We start from the raw sequence: 22,425 nt of genomic DNA, 5'->3' as shown, positions 1-22,425 counted from the left end.
ACTTATTTTAACGGGCACAGATGCCACGGTAGGGGCAGTACTGGCACTTATCCAGGTCGTCGGTTTTGCGGATGGGCTCGGCGGGGTCCAGCATGCGGCGCACCAGCTGACCCAGCAGCTCCTCGCTGTGCTGCACAAAGTCCTGCCCTTCGGCCGTTAGGAAACTCATATCCGCCGACATAGCCCCGGCCCCGAGGTTGCGCAGGGAAATAATGGCGGCATCGGCGGCGGGGCGGCCCTGCTGAGCCAGCAGAAAGCGGTACAGCCACAGCTGCCGCACTTTATCGGCGGCGGAAGAAGTATCGGTGAGCAGGCGCGCCACGGCATCGGCTGCCGATTCCTTGCTTTTCTGCAGGCGCAGCTCGTGGGCCTGTACCAGGCCGGTTTTGTAGTCCACCACCCGCAGGCGGCCATCCGGAAACTGGTCTACCCGGTCGGCTTTGCCCAGCAGGCGCACGGGCAGCTTCTCGCCGGTTTCGGGCAGGGGCACGAATACGGTGGCGTGCAACTCCTCCTCCAAGCCCTGAATCTGCAGGGGCAGGGCCTCGGGCTGTTCCAGCAGGCTTTCGAGGTAGCGGCGCACCAGCTGGCTGGCCACCTGGCCCAGTACGTGGTTCAGGCCCTCATCGGCGCGGGCGTGGCGGCCGGCTTCCTCCTTGCGCAGGGCCTTGGCCACCATAATCGGGGCCAGCTTCACCAAACCCGCAACGTCATCGGCGGTGAGCAGTGGAGCCCGCAGGTTCACCGCGTTGCGGCGGATGGTTTGAGCGAAGGGTGTCAGCAGCTCCTCCAAGGCCTCGTGCACCACCGTGCCGAAGCCATCAGGGCCCAGCGCTTCTTCTACTTCGTCGTTCTCCCGGAACCGCGCCACCCGCTGGAAATAGAACTGCAGGGAGCAGCTCAGGTATTGGTTGAGGGCCGTGGGCGAGAGGCCCCGGTCTAGCAACTCCCGCAAGGCCAGCAGCATGCCCGCATCTTTTTCCAGCACGAGGTCAGTAGCTTCTTTCTGGCTGTTAGCTGCTGGCTGTTGGCTGTTAGCTTCTTCTTCCATTGAGCTATCAGCTAATAGCTCCAGGCTGTCAGCCGAAGTAACTGTCAGATCCAGCAGTTCCAGCGCGGGGTTTTGCAGGGCCAGGTCGTTTTCAATCTGCAGCAAAAAGCGGCTCCGCTCCCCGGTGCGCACGCCCTCGGCTCCGGGCAGGATGTGCAGCAAGTCCACCTGCCGGGCGCGCTGCAGCAGCCGCCAGAACTGGTGGGCCGTGGCAGCTTCGTGGTCGGCGTAGGTGGGCAGCCCGAAGGTGGTGAGCACGTCGTAGGGGAACAGGGAGCTGTGGCGCTTGGGGGCCGGTAGCACGTTCTCGTTGCAGCTCAGGATGATAACGTGGTCGAAGTCCAGGGCCCGTGTTTCCAACAGGCCCATCACCTGCACATCGGCAATGGGCTCCCCGCTGAAGGGCAAGCGGGTGTTCTTCATCTGCTCGTAGAGAAACCGCCGGAAGGAGCGCACCGACAGCCGCTGTTCCCGGCAGTCGAACACCGATTCCAGCCGCTTCACCAGCGTGAAAAACAGGTACAGGTACTCCGCCTCAATAGCCGAGTGCTGGTCCTGATAGGCCTTTTTGAGTAGGTCGATGAGCGTGTAGCAGGCCCGGATGATGTCGTCGCAGTTGTTCCAGGTGGCAAACAGGGCCGTGAGCAGCGGGTGATCCTGGCCCATTTCTACCAGCTCCTCGGCCGTGAGCAGCACGGCGTGGCGCTTGATGATGGTGCGGCACACCCGGTCGAGCAAGCCGGGGTGCTCAGCCTCGGGTTGCTTGTCCAGCCACTGCTGGTAGCGGCGCAGAAATGGGTGCTGCAGCAGCTTGCTGACGGCCAAGTGGTGGTAGCGGGGCACGCCGTAGCCGGTTTCCTGCGAGCCTTCCCGTACGCCGGTAAGGTGCACCTCAAACAGCAAATCCACCAGGTTGAACAGGGGCGTGCTCTGGAAGTTGAGGCCCATGGTCACGTTATACTCGGGCACCTCCTTGGGCGGCAGCCCGTGCAGCACCGGCAGCAGCAGGGTTTCGTCGGGCAGTACCACGGCCACGGTGCCGGTGGGATGTTGCCGACGGGCTTCGGCTAGCAGCTGCCCGGCCACTTTGCCCTGTATGGAGGAATTGGCCATGCCCACCAGCCGTACCGTGCGCGGCAGCTGGCGCAACAGCTCGGCCGGCCCCCCGAAGTTGTCCCAGGGCAAATCCAGCCGGTCCTGGTATTGCTTCAGGTGCTGGCCAGCGCGGTTGGGCGAGCCTTTTTCCAGATAAAACGCATCCCCATCAAAGTACACTTCGGCCAGCCCCACCTTGCGCAGCCGCCGAATCAGCCGCTCCTCCGCCTTCGAAAGAAAGCCCAGCCCAATAAACACATGGCGGGGCAGGGTTTCGCCAGCCTCCAGCCGCTCCCGCACGCGGCGTTGGGCCAGGCGGTAGGCCAGGCCGGGGTAGGCCAACCGGTCCTGGCGCATGCGCTTTTGCAGGCGGTAGTACACCCGCTCCAGGTCATCCCAGAAGCGGAAGTAGGCTGTAGTAGTGCTTTGGGGCGAATACTCGGCCCCTAAATCCCACCGTTCCAGGGCCTTTGCCTGACTCAGGTACTCGAACACCTTGCGAGGCGAGGCCAGGTTCTGGTCGAGGCTCGAAAAATCCTGCAGCAGCAGCGCCGACCAGCCCACGAACTGGTCGAATTCCAGCCGTTGGTCAATGCCGCGCATGATTTCGAACAGCAGCAGCTGCAGGGCAATGGGCTCCTCCACCTGCACGCCGGCCAGCTCCACCATATAGTCTTCCATGGCCGCAATGCGGGGGCTCCACAGCGCCTGCCCGGCCTCGGCGGCTAGGCTCAGCTCGTTCTGCAGGTACACCACCGCCCGCCGCGTAGGCACCACCACTACTAGGTCCGATAGCTCGCCCGAGGCCCCGTACCGGGCTACCAGCTCCCGGGCCATACGCCTGAGAAACGGCGTGGCATCGGGCGCAGGCAGCACGGGGGAAAGCGGGGCGGGGATGGAGGAAGCGGTAAGCATAGAGGGTAAAGATACGGTGGGTTGATGGTGGAATGATTTGTCAATTCCGGGTAAGTATTTTGCGAGTAGTTATAGCCTGTTTGCCAGGATAGACGTGCCGTATGCCCCCTGTTTTCAGGGTTCAGCAATCCATTCAGCTCCCGCCACCTCCGCGCCCTACTCCGTGGGCGGAACAATGGCAGAATATCTTACTGCTGCTAGTTGCCGTTATTCCGGTAGCCGCGTTGCTGCTGGTAGCTAGCTTAGTGGCGGGGGGCTGGTATCTGCTTAAAGAAGCCGGTCGGAAACTTCTGCTGGCAGTGGGGCAACTGTTTGGGTGTCAACCGCCGCTGCCGGCCATGTCGATAAAACCGGAACCCAGAGAAATATTCTGTACTCCCCAGCTGCGCCTGCTGACTACTGAGGAGGACTGGGAAACGCAGGGTAAGGAATTCAGAGACTGGCTTGACCTATGGGGAGAGCTGGAACACGAGTTCGGCCGGTACCCCGGCCTGTTCCGCTTGCACACCGAGCCGGAAATTCCGGGCCTTCACCAGCAACTGGTTTCTGACTTATGCCGACTCGATGCCGCGGGAGTATTTCTGCAATTGCTGGAGCCCCGGCCAAATCAGCAGCTGGCCGGTACCTCTTGGCTGGTGTACTTGGAATTTGCCACCCGACAGTGGCAGCGCGTGGCGGAAACCGGTGGTTTTTATCTTCTGCCAGATGCCGTCGGAGAGTCTTACCAGTTCAGTGGTATTCAGGCTGGGGGCAGCCGATTGGAGGTGCAGGCGTACCCCACCCAACCAGTATCCTAATGTCCCGGCACCGCCGCTTCGGCCGGTACCTCGGCTTTAGCGGGCTCCACGTAGCTGGCCAACGAGCGGACCGCCAGCAGTAAGCTCACCAAAATCAGCACGGTGCCAAGCAGGAAGGGGGCGCCGGGGAAGTATACGGGCGCTTTGGGGCCGGTGAAATAGGAGAATAGGTTGGTCATCAGGGGCGGGCCCACGATAGAGGTGAGGCTCATCAGGCTGGTAAGGGCCCCCTGCAACTCGCCCTGCTGATTACCGGGTACCTGCCCCGAGATAATACCCTGCAGCGCCGGCCCCGAAATGCCCGCCAGGCAGTATGGCACCAAGAATACATACATCATCCAGCCTTTGGTGGCAAAGGCAAACAGCAGAAAGCCCAGCGCGTACAGCGCCATGCCTAGAAATACCGACCGTTTGGCCCCCAGCGCCGGGTTGATGCGCCGAATCAGCAAGCCCTGCACAATAGCCACCAGCAGCCCAATGGCAGATAGAGAATAGCCTACTTCATCGTTGCTCCAGTGAAATTTCTCCAGCACGTAGTACGTCCAGTTACTTTGGGTGGCGTGAGCGGCAATGTAAATGCACAGCAACGACGACACCAGTCCCGTTATAACCGGGTAGCGGCCCAGCAGCCGCAAGGAGCCGACAGGGTTAGCCCGCTTCCACTCAAACGCCCGCCGCCGCTCTTGGGGCAAGGATTCGGGCAGCACGAAATACCCATATAGTAGATTCAGAAACGTTAGCCCCGCCGCCGTCAGAAAGGGCACTTTAGGCCCGAACCCAACTAATTGGCTACCTAGCAGGGGGCCAATAATAAAGCCCAGCCCGAAGGCGGCCCCGATCATGCCAAAATTTTGAGCCCGGGTTTCGGGCGTACTGATGTCGGCAATATAGGCGGAGGCCGTAGTAAAGCTAGCGCCCATCACGCCCGCAATCAGCCGGCCCACAAACAGCCAGCCGATAGTGGGCGCGAAGGCCAGCAGAATATAATCGAAGGTGAAGCCCAGCAGGGACAGTAGCAGTACCGGTCGCCGCCCGTACCGGTCGGAGAGGTTGCCCATCACCGGCGAAAACAAAAACTGCATCAGGGCGAAGGCAAATACCAGCCAACCCCCAATCCGGGCCGCGTCGCTCACGGTGCCGCCCGTGAGGTGGCGGATGAGCGTGGGAATTACCGGGATAATAATGCCGATGCCCGTTACGTCCAGCAGCAGCGTGAAAAAGATGAAGCCAAGCGCGGCCTTACGAGGAGCAGCCATAGAGCAGAAGGAAAGGAGGGGCCGTAAAGGTAGCGCGAAGCCAGTGCTTTGGTGATACTTAATTACATGTTTTTGCTAAAAAAATTAGTTTTATATTCGGCAGGATGAATAGATGATGCTAAAAATGTTTTCCGGAAGTTCGTCACTAATACATCGATGCCGGATAGTAACTTGCGAGGATTTAGGGGCTAAGGGTAGCCCCATCTTTACTTCAATTATTCTATGAAAACATTGCTACGCTACTCGGCGCTGGCTTTGGCGCTATTAACGGCTGAGCCGGTATTCGCGCAAAATTTGCCGGCCGGTTATGCCACTGAACTGACGTATGCCTCGGCATTTGAGAAACAGGCGCTAACGCCCGAAACGCCCCATACCGAGCGAGAGTATCTGGCCCAACTACTGGCCGTAAACCCAGCTAGCACCGACGCTTCGCTACAACAAGCCGAGACTCGCCTGGCAGATTTCTACGCTCAACTTGATAAGGAAAAACTTGCCACAAAACCACTGGCCCGGCAGGTGCGCAGTATCTTCGAGCTGGCCCACCAGCGCTTCCTGACCAAGTATGAGGATGCCGCCACCTTCGACCGTACGGTGCAAAGCGGGGTGTACAACTGCGTTAGCGCCTCGGCCCTGTACGCGCTGATTTTTGAGCATTACCACATTCCGTATGCTATCCGCCAGAAGCCTACTCACGTGTACTTGGTGGCTGATCCGCAAGCCAGCAACATTACCGTAGAGACCACCGCGCCCACTTTTGGGTACTTTCTACCCGACGCCAAGTTCAAAAAGGCGTACGTGGAGTATCTGGTGGAGAGCAAGCTGGTAAGCCAGAGCGAGGTGCAGCAGCAGGGCATAGAAGAAATCTTCAAGCAGAAGTTTCAGGCCGACAAAACCATTTCCCTGCCGCAACTGATTTCGCTACAGTATTATAACCAGGGCGTGCTGGCCTTGCAGGCTGACGAAGATGAGAAGGCCTACCATGTACTGCGCAAGGCGGAGAAGCTGTTTCCGGCCACCGAAACTAAATACTTGCTCACGCAAAGTCTAGCCTCGCGCCTGCAGGGCAACGACTACAACAAGCTGGAAGATGTGCAACTGCTGACGGAGTTTTACGCCCGGCAGCCGGCCACCAAGTACCGCGACGAATGCGTGAATGCCTTCAGGTCCATCACCCAAAAGTTTCTGCTGGAGCGCGGCGACACGGCCACGTATCGCACCATGTACGGTACGTTTCTCAACAGCGTAGCCGATACCAGCACCCGTAACTCACTGTCATACGTGTACTTTATGCAGCGCGGCCGTATGCTGGCCATGCAGCAGCACACCGAGCAAGCCTTCCCGTTGCTGTTGCAGGCTTTCCGTTACAACCGGCTCAGCCCTGAACTACAGGGGTTGATAAGCGCAGTAGTGCAAGATGAAATCAACGTGCACCGCAACTCGGTGGGGCTGTTGCAGCGCCTCGATAAGTACAGCGCCACGTATCCTTTTCTGCGGAATTCACCACCCATGCGCCAGGCATACCTCTACAGCTACGCCCGTGCCGCCTACGATGCCTTTATGGGCAGTAAGCGCGTTGAAGGAAAGAAATACCTGACTGCTTTTGAGCAGGCGTATGCCCGTAAGGATGCCACGATTGATGTTGAACAAGTAGCCACCGTGTACTTAGCAGCCAGTATTGCCTCTGGCAAAGCCAACGACCTAGCCGGGGCCCGCGCCTATGCCCGCAAAGGCCTGACTTATGAGCCTACTAACCCCGAACTCAAACGCATTGCCAGCATGAACTAGTGGCTTCGGGGCCCACACCAAACAAGAAAGCCAGCGCCATTTATCGGCACTGGCTTTCTTGTTTGGTGGAACTACTGGCTACTTACGCCTCCCACTCCTGCACCTCCTGCGTGTCGAAGTAATACAGTACGCAGCACACCTGCTCAAACCGCAGCTCCCGAAACAGCGTGGCGTAGCGCTGCAGGGCCTGGCGGTGGCCGGGGTGGGGCGGAGGAAGCTTGAAATCGAGGATAGTAACGCGTCGCCCCTGGCCGCCGGGCAGGGCTTCAAACACAATCCGGTCGGGTTTGTAGTCCTGTTTGCGGGTGCCGCCCACCAGAATTTCCCGCTCGGCTTCGGCGGCCACCTGAGGGCTGAAGTAGTGGGCCATGCGCGGGTTGCGCACCACTTCCTGCAGACGCTCCAACAAGCCGGCCCGCTCCCGGGTACTGATGATACCTTCCGCTACGAGCTGGCCCGCTACCCGCTCCACATCATCGGCCTGCTTCACCCGGCGCAGGGCGTAGTGCAGCCGGCGGTTCCATTCGCGCTGCTCTTGCTGGTCGTCGAAGTCGAATACGGCGTTGGCATGCTGCTTCAGGCGCAGGCGCTGTTCCCAGGGCGTACTCGTGAGGTTGGTAAGGGCGAGTTCGTTATTCGTTATCGGTTGTTCGTTATTGGCTTCTGTATTCGTAGGTGAAGGCTGCGCAAACGGCAACTGGCCCTGGGCGTCGGCCAGCACATAGGCCATCTGCTCGTCGTGCCACTGACCGGTGCTCACCAAAAAGCGGTGTAGCAGCTCCGCTACGGTAGCGGCCGGTTTATCGGAGGGCGTTTCGTCCTTGCTGGTTTTGGTGGGCTTAGGCTGGCGGCTGATCAGGTAGAGGCGGTAGCGCGGCCGGGTGAGGGCCACGTACAGCGTATTCAGACCTTCCAAGAAGGTTTTTTCAACTTCCTCGGTGTACTGGTCGGCTAAAGGAGTGTGCAGCAAATCCTGTTTGAGCCCAACCACGGCCACGCCGGGCATTTCGGCCACGGGCCGGTCGGCCTCGGTGGGCAGGCGGCCCCACAGCAGCGTGTTCATGTGCGGGCGCAGCGTCCAGTCGGCAAACGGTACAAGCACCACCCCGTACGCCAAGCCCTTGGCCTTGTGCACCGTGGTGATGGTAATGGCATTGCGCCCGGCCGGAGCGTTGATGCTGAGCGTACTCTTCTTCTGGTCCCAATAAGCCAGGAAGTTGTTAAGGTTGTTGCCGAAGCGCAGGCTGTACTCCAGCGTCAAATCCAGGAACCGGAACAGGTACTCCCGCTCAGCCACCCGGCCCAGCAGCCCAAACAAGCCTACCAGCCGCTCCGTCAGCTCATACAGGCCCAGGTTGCCGGTTTCCCGCTCCTGCACATCGTAGCCCAGGGCGCGCAGCTCGTCCCAGAAGGGCTGCACGCTCTCGGCGTTGGCCAGCTCGGCGTGGTGGCGGGCCCGCTCAGGTGAGGGGTCGAGGCCGCGCACTACCCGGTCCACCAGCAGCAGGGCTTCGGCCCGGGCCAGGGTATCGGCGGGTTGGTTGAGCACCCGGAACAGCACCACCAGCAGGTTCACCACCTCGGCAAACTCCAACGACAACGAGTCAGCCGAAATAATATCGTAGCCCCGCTCCTTCAGGAATTTGGCCGTGCGCCGGCTGGTCTGGCGGGTGCGGCAGAGTACGGCCACATCCTGCAGCGCAAACCCATCGGCCACGGCCTTTTCCACCAGTTGCAACGTCAAGTACAGGGTGCTTTCGTCGTAATCCAGCGTCTGGCCCACTAGGTAGCCGGGCAAGATTTCGGGCGTGTAAGTGCCCAGGGCGGCATCGTAGCGGCAGGCGGGGGCGTCGTTATCGGTAAATAGCAACTCCACGTGGGCGTTGGCGGGGGCGTTGGCCGGGGCCTGCTGCACAAAATCAGCGTCGTAAATGCCCTTTACTAGGGGCAAAGACGGGTGGGTGGCGCTGATAAACCGAAACAGCTCGTTATTGAACTGGATGATAGCCGCGCCCGAGCGGTAGTTAGTGCTCAGGTTACGCGCTTCCAGCGCTTGGTCGATAGTACGGTACCGCTCCGTCAGAATCTGGCGCAGCTCCGCATCGGCCACGCGCTGGTATAGGTGCTCGGTCTGGTTCTGGTAGAGGCGCAGAATCTGCTCCATTTCCCCGCCCCGCCACCGGTAAATCGACTGCTTGGCGTCGCCCACGGCCAAGCTGAGGTTGCCGTGACCCAGGGCGTTTTCTACCAAGGGCAGCAGGTTGTTCCACTGCAGCACGGAGGTATCCTGAAACTCGTCGATGAGCAGGTGCTGGTACCGGTCACCGAGCCGTTCGTACAGAAACGGCACCGGCTCGCGCAGTACAATCTGGGCAATGCGGCGGTTGAATTCGGCAATGAGTACCACGCCCCGGTCCCGGCTGAGCTGGTCCACAGCCTTACTCAACTCGCTCAGCAAACTCACCTGAAACACGTAGGGCAGCATGCCCGCGGCCACTAGGTAGTCGGGCAGCAGCCGCTCCCGTAGCTGCAGCAGCTGTCGAAACGTCTGCTCGAGTAGCGGCGCGGCCGCATCCACGGCTTCGCGCAACGCACCGGCCTTGGCCTTGGCACTGTACCACGCCCCTGATTCCAAAGGTTTCAAAGCCGTAGCCGTGGGAAACTGACCGCCCGTAGCCGGCAATTCCAGCCAGCGGTGCCAGTTGCTGAAATGCCCGTACACGCCGTTCGTGCCCCCGTTGAGGTGCTCGGCTTCCAGCCCATGCTGCTCCAGGGTTTCCAAGGCTACAGCGGCGGTTTGCTGCACCAGTATTTCAATTTCCTGCTTGCGCTGGCGCAGTTTGTCGTAGAGGCGGCGGTAATCCTGCAGACTCAGCTGCTGCAGCTGCTCTACGGCCTCGTGCACCGGTTCGCTCAGCAAAAACTGGCCAAACTGCACCAGCTCCTCGGGCAGATTATTCCAGCTGCGGCCCTCCTCGGCCTTATTCAGGGCAAAGTCAGAAATTGTTTTGGACAGCAGCGCGGAATTCGGGTCCCGGTTCACCTTGTCCAGCAGCAGGGCCACGGCGCTTTGCAGCACGGTGGTGCTGTCCAGCTCCACCTCAAACGTGGCGGGCAGCCCCAACTCCCGCGTAAACGCCGTTACAATGCGCTGCACGAAGGAGTCGATGGTGCTCACGGCAAAATCGGCGTAGTGGTATAGCGCCAGCCGGAAGGTGGCCGCCGCCCGCTGCTGCAGCACCTGCTGCCGCTCCTCGGGCGTTTCCAGATGGGCCAAGGGGCCTTCCTGAGCCAGCTCGTCGGCAATTTCCGTCAGCAGCCCATCAGTAACTCCCACCGGCAGCCGGGCAAACCGCCGCAACGCCCCCAGAATCCGCTCCTTCATCTCGCCGGCCGCGTCGTTGGTGAACGTAATGGCCAGAATGGTTTTGAAGTACGCTGCGTCGTCGGTGGCCAGGGCCAGCTTCAGGTATTCCTTGGTGAGCTGGTATGTTTTGCCGGAGCCGGCCGAGGAGGAGTAAATGCGGAAGGAGGGGGGCATTGGTGGAAGTTTAAAAGTCGTCGTGAGCCCAGAGCTTATCGTCACGACGTTTCGCGCGGTGTCGCGCTCTAGACGTCATCTTTTCTTGGCGCTGACTTTTCTTGCGCCATCGAGCTTTGGCTTCCTCACGTAGCACTAGGTATCCTCTGCGTCGCTCAGGATCTAGCGAATCAAGAGCATACTGTGGGCTTTCTTCATAGTTATTGAGCATTGAACTGGCTACGGTTATTACGGAGCCGAAACATCCACACATCTGTGCTGTCTCTGCCCTATCCCGCTGATGCCGGAGTAGCAACGGGTACAAATCAACCTCTGGCCGTTCCGACAACGCCCAAAAAGCGTACCCACGCACAGCCGGCGACTTATACTTCAGCAACGTCTGCAACTCTGCGGTACTACAAAAGCGGCGCAGCGAATCGAAGCGAGTATACTGGCGTGGCCTGTAACCAATGCGGCTTACCAATTCACACTTCACTACCCCTATATGGGCAATTGTGTCGGTTATGCGCTTAATGAAGGCCTGATGCTGGTCCTGTGCTTGTAAGGCCTGACTGCCAGAAAGCAAGATGAGGACAAAGATAAACCACTGCTTCATGGTAAATAGATATCAAGCTAGTGAGGATAGTTTTGGTAACGGATGGGATTCACCGCTGGTGCTGCATAGCAAACGGAGCCGATGGGTAGCTCAGGCTCGCCGATTGATCTATTGCCCGCGCTTGTCGAAAGCTACTGTTTCTCTTCTTCAGCCGGCTGAGCGGCTGACGCCGTAGCGGGGGATTCCACCGCTACTTTGGCCGCGCCGGCGCGGGCTACCATTACCTGCCGGCCTACGTCGGCCAGGTTGCGGCTCTCGTAGATTTTCATTGCCGTCGATACATCAATGGCCTGCCGGGTCTGCTCGTCTAGGTCGAAGGTGAGGGTAATGAAGTTCAGGTGCACGCCCAGCGGCTCCAGCACTTTATTCGACTGCACCAGCAGGTTATTTTCGATGTCGGCCTGGTCCAGCTCCACAATATCCTCGTGGATAAACAGGGCCTTGCTCACGTCCCGAATGCGCTTATCGATGACGATGTTCTCAGCCCCCTCGAAGGCCCGCGGGTTTAGGGCTTCCTCACTGTCGGCATCGGTATTGGCTTTACCCAGAAACTTAGCCTGCCGGATAAAGGCCAGCGGGTCGATAATGGAATAGTCGTAGTCGATATGCACGGCGGCCCGCACCCGGTCCTTCAGGTTGGTCACGAAGCGACTGTCGCCCTGCATTGGGAAGTTGGGAATTACCACCTTCATGTAGCACGGGTTGATGGTGCCCTTAGGCACGGCCTCACCCGCCGGAATAAGCTCCCAGCTCTTGCCGCAGTCGTCGGATACCACCACCTGCTGGTTGGATTTGGCATAGTTGCTACACCCGCTAAGGCCGGCCGCCGCCAGCAGAAATACTAATGCAATGCGCATACAGTCAGAAAATACTCTGTGATATAATAAACCGGCGGCCAAGATAGCCAGCTCCCACCGGGCTACAACCCAACCGGCTCCTGCACCCACCGGGCCATGTCTAAAGGGATGCGCTGGGGGCGCATTGTGGTAGGGTCCAGCAGAATCCAGTGCGTTTCGGCTTCGCAGAGCAGTTTATTATCCGCAGCCCGCTCAATGCGCACGTGGCGGTGCGAGGTAACGCCCTCCATGCTGCTCACCCAAGTAGTGCAACGAATTTCTTCGCCCAGTAGGGCCGGGTATAGGTAGCGGATATGGTGTTCCCGCACCACCCACACGTAGCGCTGCTGGGCCTCGGGTGGGGCGGCGGCATGCCAGTGCGCGGCGGCCGTATCCTGCACCCACTGCACGTAGCGCACGTTATTCACGTGGTTGAGCTCATCAATATCGTCGGGCTGTACCGTGAGGAGCCGGGCAAAGCGGAAGGGAGTGGCGGGAGTTTCCATGATGGAGCAAAGGTAGAGTACGCGCTACGACTTAGGCCCGCACTTGCCGGATACGGCCACGAGAAATCCGGGTATCTGGCCAAAGAACTATCGGCTTCCTTGCACTAACTATTCCATATCTAAAATATCCCTGTATCTTTGGGCAAGTTAAGAAACGCGGTTACACCGCCTGTTGAGTACGTCCGTGAGGAGGGGAAAGCAGAGTTGAGTACTGCTTTCCTTACAGAATCATCCATCATCACAAGTACCATGCAGACAGGAACTGTAAAATTCTTCAACGAAACCAAAGGTTTCGGCTTTATCAAAGTTGACGAAACCGGCGAAGACGTTTTCGTTCACGTAACCGAGTGCATCGACGAAATCCGCGACAAAGACAAAGTGGAGTTTGAAATTGCTCAGGGTCGCAAAGGCCCGAACGCCGTGAAAGTGAAACTGGCCTAGTGCCCGGATTCCTTTCGCTTGCTAGAAAAGCAGGTTCCGTAACCGGGACCTGCTTTTTTGCTTTTTGCGAAAAATGGTCGGTTCACTACTTAGTAACTAACCAGCAATGAGGAGTTTACATAATTTCGGTGTTAGTAATTGCTATGTGTTGATGTAAGTTATTGGTAATGTTAAGTTTGTGAAATTTGCATTGTTTTTGCCGGGCTCGATGGTCAACGTGTAAAACGTTGGTTTTCTGCAACCCATCTGCTGGGGGAGGGGTAGAATTCAGCATAGTTCACCCCCACCTAAAACCCCACCACAATGGCACGTAATCAGTATTCGCGGGACGATGACCGCAACGACTATTTCGACAACAACAACCGCCGCAATCAGAACCAGTACTCGGGGCAATACTCCAACCAGTACCGCTCCAACAGCGACGATGATGATATGGACTACCGTAGCGGCCGCAACCAATACGGCAGCGGCTCTTCTTACGGCTCCTCATCTATGAACCGCAATAGCTCAAGCGGCATGAGCCAGGACGGCTACGGTCGTTACAACAATGATGACGACATGCGCTCCTCGTACGGCTCCTCGGGCTCGTACTCTTCGGGCAACAGCTACGGCCGCTACAACGATAATGACGACCAGGATTACGGCCGCGGCAGCCGCAACCAGTATGGTAGCAGCTATGGCAGTTCCAGCCACCGATCCGATTACGACAACGACCGGCGCGGCAGCTACGGCCGCCGTGCCGATTATGGCTCTGATTCCAGCTACGGCCGCGAAAACTCCGGCTACGGCATGAACCGCCGCTCCGACATGTACGGCAGCAGCCAAAACAGCAATTCCAGCTACGGCAGCAACCGCCGCCGCGACGATGACGACATGGGCTATTCCGGTAGCTATGGCCGCCGCTCCGATTATAGCTCCAACTCAAACTACGGGTCTAGCTACGAGCGGGAACATCCCGGCGCAGGCATGGGTCAAGGCTACCGCTCCGACCTGTACGAAGGCCGCGGCAACTCCAACAGCTACGGTAGCAACCGCCGCCACGATGACGACGACCAAGACCGTGACTCGCGGGGCCGGTATACCTCCGGCCACGGCCGCAGCAACTGGTCATCTTCCAGCTACGACGATGACCGCCGCGGCAACCGCCGCTAAGGCCTGCTACTAAACTCTATATAACGGGCCCGGGAATTTTTCCGGGCCCGTTTTGTTGTGCGCCCACGGCCTCGCATCAGGCCGGCCTGCTACTGAAAAGACAATAGCAAAAGTGCATTCAGTACCGTGTAGTTAATTTTACAATTAAAAAATTCATACCTTTGCACCCGCATTTGAGAACGGCCACGTTCCGCGCAGCTTGTGAGCTGCCTTTAAAAGAAACTTGTTGGGCCGGCTTTGTCTTCCGTCCGTTGCTTCCGTCACTTGTCGTTGTGTTGAGTGGGAGAGAAGAGCGTCGCTGAATCCGCTGTTTTCAGAGCTATTCACTCCACTCCATTCAACTGACATGGAAAACGAAACTGTAAAGACCAAATTCAGCGAGCTGACCCTCTCTGAAGAAATGCAGCGCGCCATCAGCGAGGTTGGCTACGAAGAAGCCTCGCCGATTCAGGCCAACGCTATTCCCGTATTGCTGCAGGGCCGCGACGTAATCGGCCAGGCCCAGACGGGTACCGGCAAAACCGCCGCCTTCTCCATTCCCACCATCGAGCGCATCGACACCAACTCCCGTGAGGTGCAAGCCATTGTGCTCTGCCCCACCCGCGAGTTGGCCGTGCAGGTTTCCGGCGAAATCCAGAAGCTGGGCAAATACAAACGCGGTCTGTCGGTAGTGCCGATTTATGGCGGTAGCTCTTACGACCGGCAGTTCCGCGCCTTGGAGCGCGGCGTGCAGATTGTAATTGGCACGCCCGGCCGCGTAATGGACCACATTGAGCGGGGCACTCTGAAACTGGAGGCCTGCAAGGTGATCATCCTGGATGAAGCCGACGAAATGCTCGACATGGGCTTCCGCGACGACATCGAAACGGTGCTCAAGCAAATGCCCGAAGACCGCCAGACGGTATTCTTCTCGGCTACCATGAGCAAGCCCATCATGGAGATGACCAAGCGCTACCAGACGGAGCCGCAGATTGTGAAGGTCAACCATCAGGAAATGACGGTTACCAACATCGAGCAAAGTTACTTCGAGGTGCGTGGTCCCCAGAAAAAGGACGTGCTGACCCGCCTCATCGACATGTACAACATCAAGTCGGGCATCGTCTTCGCCAACACGAAGCGCATGGTCGACGAGATTGTGGGCGACCTGCAAGCCAAAGGCTATTTCGCCGAAGGTCTGCACGGCGACATGGGTCAGCAGCAGCGCCAGAACACGCTGGATAAATTCCGCAAAGGCACCCTCGAAATTCTGGTAGCTACCGACGTGGCCGCCCGCGGTATCGACGTGGACAATGTGGAAGTAGTAGTAAACTACGACCTGCCCGCCGACGAGGAGTATTACGTGCACCGCATCGGCCGCACCGGCCGCGCCGGCAAGCAGGGTAAAGCCTTCACCTTCGTGAGCGGCCGCGACATTTACAAGCTGCGCGACATCATGCGCTACACCAAAGCCACCATCAAGCAGGAGCGTGTACCCTCGTTTGAAGATGTGTCGGAGGTGAAGACCACGCTGATGCTGGGCTCCATCAAGGAGGTAATTGAGAAGGGCAACCTCGACAAATACATTGCCCGCGTGCAGCGCCTCATCGACCAAGACCAGGAAGAAGGAGTGACGTCGCTGGACGTGGCCGCTGCCCTGCTCAAAATGACGATGAAGGAAGACAAGCGCGCCCAGGAAAGCCTCGATGCCAGCCGCACCCAGGGTGCTGCCCGTCCCGGCTTCACGCGCCTGTTCGTAACGATGGGTAAAAAAGACCGTCTGCACCCCCGCGACATCGTGGACCTGATTGCAGAAAATACCAGCCTGACGGCCGGTAAAGTGGGTGATATTGCCCTCTACGACAAGTTCAGCTTCGTGGAAGTGCCGAATGAGTTTGTGGAAGAAGTAGTAAGCCAACTGGGCCGCAGTACCATTCAGGGCCGGCCGGTAGCCTTCAACATTGCTACGCCCCGCCAAGAAGGTGACGCGCAGCAGGAAGGCGGCAACCGCGGCGGTTTCGGTGACCGTCCGCGCCGCACCGGCGGCTTCGGTGGCGACCGGCGCGAAGGTGGCTTCGGTGGTAACCGGGGTGGCGGCAGCTACGGTGGCGGTAACCGCTACGGCGACCGGGACCGGCGCGAGGGTGGCTTCGGCGGCAACCGGGGTGGCGGCAGCTACGGCGGTGGCTACAAAGGCAACCGTGACGGCGGCTCCTACGGTGGCAACCGGGGTAACTTCGGCGGTGACCGGCGCGAAGGCGGCAACTACGGTGGCGGCTACAAAGGCCGCCGCGACAATGGCGGCTTCGACGAATAGTCGGCGCTAATAATCCAGAATAAAAAAGGCCCGCTACACACGTAGCGGGCCTTTTTTGCTTTACTTAAAAAGCCTGTTGCTTACTTGGAAGCGTCGCGCAGGTTGCGGATTTCGTCGTGGCCTTGTTTGATGCCGGCGGCCTGCTTTTCCACGAGGGCCTTCAACTCGGCGGGTACGCCTTCAATTTTGGTGGCTTTCTCGTAGGCGGCTTTGGCGTAGTCTTCGCCCCGCTCACACTCGGCCAGGATGCTGTGACGGTCTTTGCTGGTTACCAGGCCTTTCAGGTTGATAAAGGCGCGGTGGATGGTGCCGGTAATTGACGATTCTTCGTCGGGCTTCAGGTTCAGCTTGAACATTTGGTCTTCCAGCTCCGTGATGTACTCGGCGCGCTGGGCGGCGTATTTCTTGAAAATCTCTTTCAGATCAGCATCTTCCACGTCGGTCAGCGCTTCGGCATAGCCTTTTTGGCCGTCTTTCAGCGTTTCAATCAGCTCGTTCAGACCGGCTTGCAATACTTTCGAGTCCATGAGAAAGGGTCGTTTGGGGGTGTTTAGGAAAAAGAGTAGATGAGCCTCTTTACTGCAAAAGCCTGCAAAGGGTTGTTGGGAACGGTTGAGTTGGTAGAAGCCAGTAGCGCCTGAGTATACGGCGGGAAGAGCCAGGTAACAGGCAGCCAAGTAAGGGCATTTTGGTAGTGGGTGATTGATACTATGCGTACTACGGGGGATAAACTGGCAAGCGGAAAGAGGCTGAAAAGAAAGGCGGTAATTGTCAAATAACAAGAATTTACACGCTGATTTCTGGGCCGCGCCTGAAATGGCCGCGTATGAAGGTCGACAATCTGTTCTTTCACTTTTATTCCCACCCAGTAATGGAAAACGATCAAAAGAACCAGGCTCAATCTAACATGTCGAACTCCACCACGTCGGGCATGAACACGACGAGCGGCATGAACAGCGGCCAGAATTCAACTTCGTCGTCACCCACCAGCGGCACTACTTCCAGCCAGTCACTGGCTTCTTCTGAAATGAGTGCCGGCCAAGGCGGGCTAGGCAGCCAGACGCAGGCCAACAAGGCTGCCAGCCCGAGCAGTCTGAAGCCCGAGGCCAAGAAAGCAACTTCGACGGCCTCTAAGTCTTCCACGCCCACAGCCAAATCGAGCAGCACTAGCTCGGCCAGCAAGAAGTCCTCAACTCCTTCCGCTTCAACTTCGTCCTCTAGCACTTCTTCCACCCAGAAATCGAAAGGCAAGATGAACCAGTCCGAAAACCAAAACCAGCAGTCGGGCAACTACGGCGGTTCGATGCAGGGCGGCCAGTACGACCATAACTCCGATATGAACCAACAGAATATGAATAGCATGGGCCGGCAAGACTCAGGCTATGGCAACTCCGGTTACGGCAATTCGGATCAACACAATCAGAATTCCTACGGCCAGAGCAATTACAACCAGGGGAATTATAATCAAGGTAATCAAGGCTATAACCAGGGTCATAATCAAGGCAACTACGGCCAGGGCGGCTACGGCAACCAGTACCGCGACAACGACCAGAACTACGGCAGCTACGGCAATAACCAAGGCAGCTACAACAGCCGCAACGATTATTCCTCGTCGCAGGATAGCTATGGCCGCTCAGGCCAAAACCAGAATGACTGGAGCAACTCCGGCCACAATAGCTACGGCAACAACGACAGCCGCGGCGGTTGGATGAACTCGGGTAGTAACTACCAGAGCCAGAACCGCTACGGCAGCCAGGGCGACCAGCGCTACGGTAACAGCAACGACTCACGTTCCAACCAGTGGAACCAGGACGAACAGCGCTGGAACGGCTCTAATAGCAATATGCGCCACGATAATAATTACGGCCGCAACGACTACGACGTGCGCTCAGACCGTGGCTATGGCAACAACGACAACTACGGCCGTATGAACTCCCGCCACGATGACGACTACCGCTCGTCAGGCTACGGCCAAAGTGGCAATCAAGGCCGCTACGACCAAGACCGTCGTTCCTTGGGGCAGAGTAGCAATATGCGCCAAGACGATTACCGCTCGAACCAACAGGGCCGCTACAACCAGGACAGCTACAACCGCATGGGCGGCGGCCGTAATGACTACGACCAGACAAACTCTTCGCAGAGCAGCTACGGCAGCGGTAACTTCGGCGGTGGCTACCAGCAAAACCAGGGCCGCGGCGGCTATGGTCAGCAGGATTGGAATAATTCGCGTGGCAATTCCAATGACGATTATTCGTCGATGGACCGAAACCGTTCGATGCGCGGTAGCTACGGCCACGACCAGGATAACAACCGCAACCAGAACCGCGGATATGGTCAATCGGGGCAGAACCGCAACCAGAACGATGACGACATGAACTACGGTTCGTCGGGCCGCTACAGCCGCCGCCGCGACGACGATGATGACCGGTACTAAACCGATAATATCGTAAGATAATAAAGGCTCCCAACAAGCGTTGGGAGCCTTTATTATCTTAAAGTGGGCTGGTTACCTGCCATGGCCCGACCGGCCAGGTAGCCCGTTGTCCAGGCCGCCTGAAAGTTAAATCCTCCTGTGATGCCGTCGACATCAAGCACTTCCCCTGCAAAGTGCAGTCCCGGCACCAAGCGGCTTTCCATTCGGCTCATGTTGATTTCGCTGAGCGAAATGCCTCCGCAGGTTACAAATTCGTCTTTGTAGGTGGTTTTGCCCTGCACTGGCAAAGCAGTGCGTAGCAACGCCTCAATAAAGCGGTTGAGAAGCTTAAGCGGGGTATCCTGCCAGCGTAATTCCGCCCCAATGCCCGCCTGCTCAGCCAACGTACGCCATAGCCGTTGCGGCAAGCCGAACAGCGGGTTGCTGACCACTGTTTTTTTGCCGTGCAGCTCCCGATACTGCTGCAGGTGAGGCCGTAAGGTATCCTCCGTAAACTCCGGAATCCAGTTAATAAGCGCGGTGCTGCGGTACTGCAGCTCGTGGAGGCGGCGGGCTCCCCAGGCCGAAAGTTTTAGTACGGCTGGCCCGCTCACGCCCCAGTGCGTTACCATCACCGGTCCCGCGTATTCCAACTTTTGGCCGGCCACCCGCACGCGGGCGCGGGGCACGCTCACGCCCGGCAACTCCTGCAGTGGGGAGTTGGGCACGTTGAAGGTAAACAGGCTGGGTACGGGCTCCTGCACGGAATGGCCCAACTGCCGCAGCCACTCATATTGCTCCGACTTTGGCGCGCCGCCCGTGGCTATGAGCAGCCGCTTAGCGGCAAGCGTCTGAGCGGCTGCACCGGTAAGCGTGAGCTGAAAACCGCCGTTGGGCAGGGGCTGAATGTGCTCAGCCATCGTGTGGGTCAGGATTTCTACCCCAGCGCGCTGGGCCGCATCCAGCAGGCACCGGGCAATGGTTTCCGAGGAGTCGGTGGTCGGAAACATGCGGCCGTCGGGCTCGGTCTTGAGGTGTACGCCCCGGTCTTTAAACCACCGTACCGTATCCAGCGCCCCGAACTGCTTAAACGGCTCCTTAAGCTGGCGGGCCCCGCGCGGGTAATGCTGCACCAACTGCGCGGCCGTGTCGGCGGCGTGGGTCACATTGCAGCGCCCTCCACCGGATATCCGCACTTTGCTAAGCAGCTTGCCCGTCTTCTCTACCAGGACCACCCGTAGGGCCGGGTTAGCCTCGGCGCAGGCAATAGCCCCAAAAAAGCCAGCCGCGCCGCCGCCCAGCACCACAACCGTATCACGCTCAGTATTCACAGCGGCAAAGATACTTCACAGATCAGGCACCTCGCACGTATCGAATAAGTTCTGAAGCCTGATGTGGAATTCATACGGTTCCTGCTCAGCCAAAAATATTTGAGCGTGACCTTAAGCCAAGAGGTATTGTAGCTGTGGGAGCTAGCAGAATGCCAGGGCAGCTATAACATCGTCGTGGCGAAACTGGTAGCCGGTTTTCTCCCGAATCAGGCTGGAGTCAATTTGCTTGCTGCTGGTAGTGGCCTCCTGAAACGTAGGCGGTTGCAGGCCCAGGCGGGTGGCAGCCTCGGTGTAGAAAGTGCGGCGGGAGGGATGCGTGGCCGCGCAGGCATTAAACGTATAGCCCCACAACTGCCGGTCCAAAATGCACTGCAAAAGCCCCACGCAGTCCTGCAAATGGATCATATTGACCGGGCCTTCTCCGTGGGCCACGCCCGTGCGGCCCGCCAAAAAACGGCCGGGGGCCCGGCCGGGGCCCATCAGGCCCGCCAGCCGCACCACGGTATGCCGCGGCTGTTGTACCAATGCCTCTGCCCGAAGCAACGGTTGCGGGGCTAAGTCATCGGCTACGGCATCGGCTTCCCGCATCAGGTGCGGGTCATCGGGGTACACGCCGGTGGAGCTAATCAGCAGGGTGTGCTGCACGCCAGCCGTTTCGGCGGATTCCGTAACCTGGCTGAGCAGCGCCGGGTACGCTTCGGGGTTGCCGGCGGACCGGGACGGCGGCACGTTTAATACGAGCACCTCAACCCCGCGCAATAAAGCCTGGAGGGTATCAGCATCGGTGGGAGAAAGGTTGGGGGCGAGCCGCAGCAAAAATGGCCGGATGCCGGCGTCGCGCAGGGTGAGAAGTTGGCCGGGCGTGGTAGTAGATCCGTGCACCCGGTAGCCGGCCGTTACTAGGGCGCGGGCCAGTGGCAGGCCCAGCCAGCCGCAGCCCAGCACGGCCACAGTGGGGAGCGAAGCAGAAGCAGCGGAGTTGTTCATGCAGCGGTAAAGGTGGCAAAAAATCTTTCCCAAGCAAGAAGCCGCCCCGGAATTGGGAAACTGTTACCTTGCGCCCAAACCAGTATGCAAGCATACTATTTATGAGCTCCCCGGACCGCCTGTATCCTGAGTTTCCAATCGACTTTGAGGCCCGTGTGCGAATTCTGCGGGCTGACGAAGGCGGACGGAATAGCATGGCCTATAATGGTATCCGGTGGGATTTTGCGTATGCCCAAGACAAGCCGCGCCTGCTATTTATGTGGTTGTACCCGGATTTTTTCGACCCGGAAACTGGTAATTCCTGGCGGGAACTGCCACTGCCGGCTGATGAATGGCTACACGTGCGCATTAGTGTGTTCTCGGAGCACATGCGGGCCGTGCACCAGACCAGAATCCGAGCCGGCACCGGTTTCTATTGTTGCGAAGGCAGCCGAGCTGTAGCAGAAGGCACCGTTACCCGCATACTGAGTTTATTTGAACCCCGGCCGTAGCGCCGATTCTTCCGACTACCATTTTCCCACTTCAACGTTTCTCACCCTATGTCACTTGCGCACCCCTACGCCCAGCCCATGCTCCGCGACAATGCCCTGCAGGGCAAAACTATTGTAGTAACGGGCGGCGGTACTGGCCTTGGCCGGGCCATGACCACCTATTTTCTGCAGCTGGGTGCCAACGTGGTTATCAGCTCCCGTAAACTGGACGTGCTGGAAAAAACCGCCGCCGAGCTGCGCGAGCAAACCGGCAACCAGAACGTGCTGGCCGTGCAGTGCGACGTGCGCAAGTACGACGAAGTGGAGAAGCTTTTGCAGCAAACCATTGATACCTACGGGGGCGTAGATGTGCTGCTGAACAACGCCGCCGGCAACTTCATCAGCCCCACGGAACGCCTCAGTCACAAGGCCTTCGATGTGATTGTGGACATCGTGCTGAAGGGCTCTTACAATTGCACGCTGGCCTTTGGCAAGCGGTGGATTGCCGATAAGCGCCCCGGTACCATCCTGAACATTGTGACTACCTACGCTTCGGTGGGGTCGGCCTTTGTGGTACCCTCGGCGGCGGCTAAGGCCGGCGTACTGGCCATGACCCGGTCCCTGGCCGTGGAGTGGGCCAAATACGGCATCCGCTCCAACGCCATTGCCCCCGGCCCGTTCCCTACGGAAGGTGCCTGGAGCCGCCTGTTCCCCGAGCCCTTGGCCTCCAAGCTCGACCCGGCTGCTTCGGTGCCGCTGAAGCGCGTGGGTAACCACCAGGAGCTGGCCAACCTGGCCGCCTATATGGTATCGGACTTCTCGGCCTACATGAACGGCGAGGTAGTAACCCTCGACGGCGGCGAGTGGCTGAACGGGGCCGGTGAGTTCAACAAGCTGGAGCTGCTGACCTCCGACATGTGGGACCAGATTGAAAAAACCATGCGCCGCTAGAACCACTGAT

Annotated in this window: 17 protein-coding genes; 8 read left to right on the top strand and 9 right to left on the bottom strand. The window is 58.7% G+C overall.

The genetic code is table 11. The annotated features are described in order from the left end of the window. Positions 1 to 7: 7 nt before the first annotated feature. On the bottom strand, positions 8 to 3,061 hold the full coding sequence (locus tag LF252_RS08575) for a PD-(D/E)XK nuclease family protein (RefSeq protein ID WP_226269169.1): 3,054 nt from the start codon (positions 3,059 to 3,061) through the stop codon (positions 8 to 10). Positions 3,062 to 3,399: 338 nt separating this feature from the next. Here LF252_RS08575 and LF252_RS08570 point away from each other — a divergent pair, with 338 nt between their 5' ends. Beyond that, positions 3,400 to 3,858, top strand: coding sequence for a hypothetical protein (locus tag LF252_RS08570; protein WP_226269168.1), 459 nt, complete (start codon positions 3,400 to 3,402; stop codon positions 3,856 to 3,858). Here LF252_RS08570 and LF252_RS08565 read toward each other — a convergent pair. Beyond that, on the bottom strand, positions 3,855 to 5,114 hold the full coding sequence (locus LF252_RS08565; RefSeq protein ID WP_226269167.1) for a TCR/Tet family MFS transporter: 1,260 nt from the start codon (positions 5,112 to 5,114) through the stop codon (positions 3,855 to 3,857). The two genes, LF252_RS08570 and LF252_RS08565, sit on opposite strands and share 4 nt — an antisense overlap. Positions 5,115 to 5,336: 222 nt before the next feature. Between LF252_RS08565 and LF252_RS08560 the strand changes: the two genes are divergently transcribed. After that, entirely contained in the window at positions 5,337 to 6,899 is a 1,563-nt protein-coding gene (locus tag LF252_RS08560; protein ID WP_226269166.1) for a hypothetical protein, read from the top strand. Between the two features lie 82 nt (positions 6,900 to 6,981). Here LF252_RS08560 and LF252_RS08555 read toward each other — a convergent pair whose 3' ends face one another. The 3 genes from LF252_RS08555 to LF252_RS08545 form a co-directional block, all read right to left on the bottom strand. Next, the gene (locus LF252_RS08555; protein WP_226269165.1) at positions 6,982 to 10,440 is read right to left on the bottom strand and encodes a UvrD-helicase domain-containing protein; all 3,459 of its coding nucleotides are present in this window, start codon (positions 10,438 to 10,440) and stop codon (positions 6,982 to 6,984) included. Positions 10,441 to 11,166: 726 nt separating this feature from the next. Then, positions 11,167 to 11,892 (bottom strand): hypothetical protein, encoded by a 726-nt coding sequence (locus tag LF252_RS08550; RefSeq protein WP_226269164.1) that lies wholly within the window; start codon positions 11,890 to 11,892, stop codon positions 11,167 to 11,169. Between the two features lie 62 nt (positions 11,893 to 11,954). Continuing rightward, positions 11,955 to 12,377: an acyl-CoA thioesterase gene (locus LF252_RS08545; protein WP_226269163.1), complete on the bottom strand. Its 423-nt coding sequence runs from the start codon at positions 12,375 to 12,377 to the stop codon at positions 11,955 to 11,957. 249 nt (positions 12,378 to 12,626) lie between these two features. On the opposite strand from LF252_RS08545, the gene LF252_RS08540 reads away from it, so the two are divergent. The 3 genes from LF252_RS08540 to LF252_RS08530 all read left to right on the top strand — a co-directional run bounded on the left by LF252_RS08540 (position 12,627) and on the right by LF252_RS08530 (position 16,263). Next, positions 12,627 to 12,818, top strand: coding sequence for a cold-shock protein (locus tag LF252_RS08540; protein ID WP_110980085.1), 192 nt, complete (start codon positions 12,627 to 12,629; stop codon positions 12,816 to 12,818). A 303-nt stretch (positions 12,819 to 13,121) separates the two neighbouring features. Continuing rightward, positions 13,122 to 13,970 carry a hypothetical protein gene (locus LF252_RS08535; protein ID WP_226269162.1) on the top strand — a complete coding sequence of 283 codons (849 nt, stop codon included), beginning with the start codon at positions 13,122 to 13,124 and terminating at the stop codon, positions 13,968 to 13,970. 346 nt (positions 13,971 to 14,316) lie between these two features. Continuing rightward, the gene (locus LF252_RS08530; RefSeq protein WP_226269161.1) at positions 14,317 to 16,263 is read left to right on the top strand and encodes a DEAD/DEAH box helicase; all 1,947 of its coding nucleotides are present in this window, start codon (positions 14,317 to 14,319) and stop codon (positions 16,261 to 16,263) included. An 80-nt stretch (positions 16,264 to 16,343) separates the two neighbouring features. Here the strand turns inward: LF252_RS08530 and LF252_RS08525 are convergent, their stop codons facing one another. After that, the gene (locus LF252_RS08525; protein ID WP_226269160.1) at positions 16,344 to 16,790 is read right to left on the bottom strand and encodes a PA2169 family four-helix-bundle protein; all 447 of its coding nucleotides are present in this window, start codon (positions 16,788 to 16,790) and stop codon (positions 16,344 to 16,346) included. Between the two features lie 370 nt (positions 16,791 to 17,160). Further along, positions 17,161 to 17,514, bottom strand: coding sequence for a hypothetical protein (locus LF252_RS08520; protein WP_226269159.1), 354 nt, complete (start codon positions 17,512 to 17,514; stop codon positions 17,161 to 17,163). A 1-nt stretch (position 17,515) separates the two neighbouring features. On the opposite strand from LF252_RS08520, the gene LF252_RS08515 reads away from it, so the two are divergent. After that, positions 17,516 to 18,697: a hypothetical protein gene (locus tag LF252_RS08515; protein WP_226269158.1), complete on the top strand. Its 1,182-nt coding sequence runs from the start codon at positions 17,516 to 17,518 to the stop codon at positions 18,695 to 18,697. 53 nt (positions 18,698 to 18,750) lie between these two features. Here the strand turns inward: LF252_RS08515 and LF252_RS08510 are convergent, their stop codons facing one another. Then, positions 18,751 to 20,007, bottom strand: a complete 1,257-nt coding sequence (locus LF252_RS08510) for a BaiN/RdsA family NAD(P)/FAD-dependent oxidoreductase (RefSeq protein WP_226269157.1) — start codon at positions 20,005 to 20,007, stop codon at positions 18,751 to 18,753. Positions 20,008 to 20,148: 141 nt separating this feature from the next. Further along, positions 20,149 to 20,994 carry a Rossmann-fold NAD(P)-binding domain-containing protein gene (locus LF252_RS08505; protein ID WP_226269156.1) on the bottom strand — a complete coding sequence of 282 codons (846 nt, stop codon included), beginning with the start codon at positions 20,992 to 20,994 and terminating at the stop codon, positions 20,149 to 20,151. Between the two features lie 101 nt (positions 20,995 to 21,095). Here LF252_RS08505 and LF252_RS08500 point away from each other — a divergent pair, with 101 nt between their 5' ends. Both LF252_RS08500 and LF252_RS08495 read left to right on the top strand, forming a co-directional pair. Then, positions 21,096 to 21,485, top strand: coding sequence for a hypothetical protein (locus LF252_RS08500; RefSeq protein ID WP_226269155.1), 390 nt, complete (start codon positions 21,096 to 21,098; stop codon positions 21,483 to 21,485). A 48-nt stretch (positions 21,486 to 21,533) separates the two neighbouring features. After that, positions 21,534 to 22,415, top strand: a complete 882-nt coding sequence (locus LF252_RS08495; RefSeq protein ID WP_226269154.1) for an SDR family oxidoreductase — start codon at positions 21,534 to 21,536, stop codon at positions 22,413 to 22,415. Positions 22,416 to 22,425: the final 10 nt, after the last annotated feature.

The organism is Hymenobacter pini (assembly GCF_020421205.1).
Lineage (GTDB): Bacteria > Bacteroidota > Bacteroidia > Cytophagales > Hymenobacteraceae > Hymenobacter > Hymenobacter pini.
This window is presented reverse-complemented; position numbering and strand designations above follow the sequence as displayed.

Coding starts and splice junctions, on each gene's coding strand:
- LF252_RS08575 (WP_226269169.1), bottom strand. CDS start 3,061: ATGCTTACCGCTTCCTCCATCCCCGCCCCGCTTTCCCCCGTGCTGCCT.
- LF252_RS08570 (WP_226269168.1), top strand. CDS start 3,400: ATGTCGATAAAACCGGAACCCAGAGAAATATTCTGTACTCCCCAGCTG.
- LF252_RS08565 (WP_226269167.1), bottom strand. CDS start 5,114: ATGGCTGCTCCTCGTAAGGCCGCGCTTGGCTTCATCTTTTTCACGCTG.
- LF252_RS08560 (WP_226269166.1), top strand. CDS start 5,337: ATGAAAACATTGCTACGCTACTCGGCGCTGGCTTTGGCGCTATTAACG.
- LF252_RS08555 (WP_226269165.1), bottom strand. CDS start 10,440: ATGCCCCCCTCCTTCCGCATTTACTCCTCCTCGGCCGGCTCCGGCAAA.
- LF252_RS08550 (WP_226269164.1), bottom strand. CDS start 11,892: ATGCGCATTGCATTAGTATTTCTGCTGGCGGCGGCCGGCCTTAGCGGG.
- LF252_RS08545 (WP_226269163.1), bottom strand. CDS start 12,377: ATGGAAACTCCCGCCACTCCCTTCCGCTTTGCCCGGCTCCTCACGGTA.
- LF252_RS08540 (WP_110980085.1), top strand. CDS start 12,627: ATGCAGACAGGAACTGTAAAATTCTTCAACGAAACCAAAGGTTTCGGC.
- LF252_RS08535 (WP_226269162.1), top strand. CDS start 13,122: ATGGCACGTAATCAGTATTCGCGGGACGATGACCGCAACGACTATTTC.
- LF252_RS08530 (WP_226269161.1), top strand. CDS start 14,317: ATGGAAAACGAAACTGTAAAGACCAAATTCAGCGAGCTGACCCTCTCT.
- LF252_RS08525 (WP_226269160.1), bottom strand. CDS start 16,790: ATGGACTCGAAAGTATTGCAAGCCGGTCTGAACGAGCTGATTGAAACG.
- LF252_RS08515 (WP_226269158.1), top strand. CDS start 17,516: ATGAACCAGTCCGAAAACCAAAACCAGCAGTCGGGCAACTACGGCGGT.
- LF252_RS08505 (WP_226269156.1), bottom strand. CDS start 20,994: ATGAACAACTCCGCTGCTTCTGCTTCGCTCCCCACTGTGGCCGTGCTG.
- LF252_RS08500 (WP_226269155.1), top strand. CDS start 21,096: ATGAGCTCCCCGGACCGCCTGTATCCTGAGTTTCCAATCGACTTTGAG.
- LF252_RS08495 (WP_226269154.1), top strand. CDS start 21,534: ATGTCACTTGCGCACCCCTACGCCCAGCCCATGCTCCGCGACAATGCC.